We start from the raw sequence: 1,001 nt of genomic DNA on the forward strand, positions 1-1,001 counted from the left end.
TGCTGTCGAGCAGGTCTTCAAGATGATGGCGTCACGGCATTATAATCATGCCCACTTTGATACATTTTGTGGCTTAAATCTATTAGCTGTTGATGGCGTTGTTTTTCGTACACATGATACGCCAGAGAATAAAGACGTATTTGGGTGTGGCTCAACCCAGTATGGTGAAAATACCTATCCGCAAATTCGAATGGTATGCCACATGGAGCTAACGAGCCATCAACTCATTAATTGTACTTTTAACGGGCAACATCAAGGGGAAATGACACTCGCTGAAGAGCTCATTGAAGGTACACCGGATAACTCATTAACCTTATTTGATCGCGGTTATTATTCATTAGGGCTGTTGCATCGTTGGCATCAAGCAGGGACTGAAAGGCACTGGATGATACCTGTCAGAAAAGGCTTAACGGTTGATACCATAAAGAAAATGAGTAAAAATGACCAGTTAGTGCGTCTTAAAACATCGCCACAAGCGCGAAAAAAGTTTACTGACTTGCCAGAGTTTATAGAAGCTCGTCTGCTTACTTACACGCATAATAATAAGCAGTATCAGATTCTTACATCAATGCTTGATGTAATGCGTTACCCATCAAAAGAAATCGCTGATTTGTACATGCATCGCTGGGAAATAGAAATAGGATATCGAGAAATAAAACAAACAATGTTGCACTCAAACTATATCCTACGCTCAAAAAGGCCGGATATGATAAGGCAAGAATTGTGGGGGTTACTAATTGCCTACAATATTATAAGAATAGCCATGCGTGAGGCAGCAGAGTTACTAGAAGTATGGCCAAATCAACTGAGTTTTTCTCATTGTTCAAGACATATCAATGTATTTCTGTTAACTATCCCACTGACAAGTCCGGGAAATTTACCAAAACACTATGAGCATTTATTAGAAACGCTGACGCTATTTCAGTTACCAACAAGGCGTCATGAGCGCAGCTTTCCACGATGTGTGAAAAAGAAACCATCTAAATATCCCTATAAAAAAA

General features: G+C 39.9%; 1 protein-coding gene. It reads left to right on the forward strand.

Going from position 1 to position 1,001, the window contains the following annotated elements:
• On the forward strand, positions 1-1,001 hold a 1,001-nt coding region (locus tag J5X91_RS18000; protein WP_208835397.1), incomplete at both ends, for an IS4 family transposase.

Source organism: Pseudoalteromonas sp. K222D, from assembly GCF_017653575.1.
Lineage (GTDB): Bacteria > Pseudomonadota > Gammaproteobacteria > Enterobacterales > Alteromonadaceae > Pseudoalteromonas > Pseudoalteromonas nigrifaciens.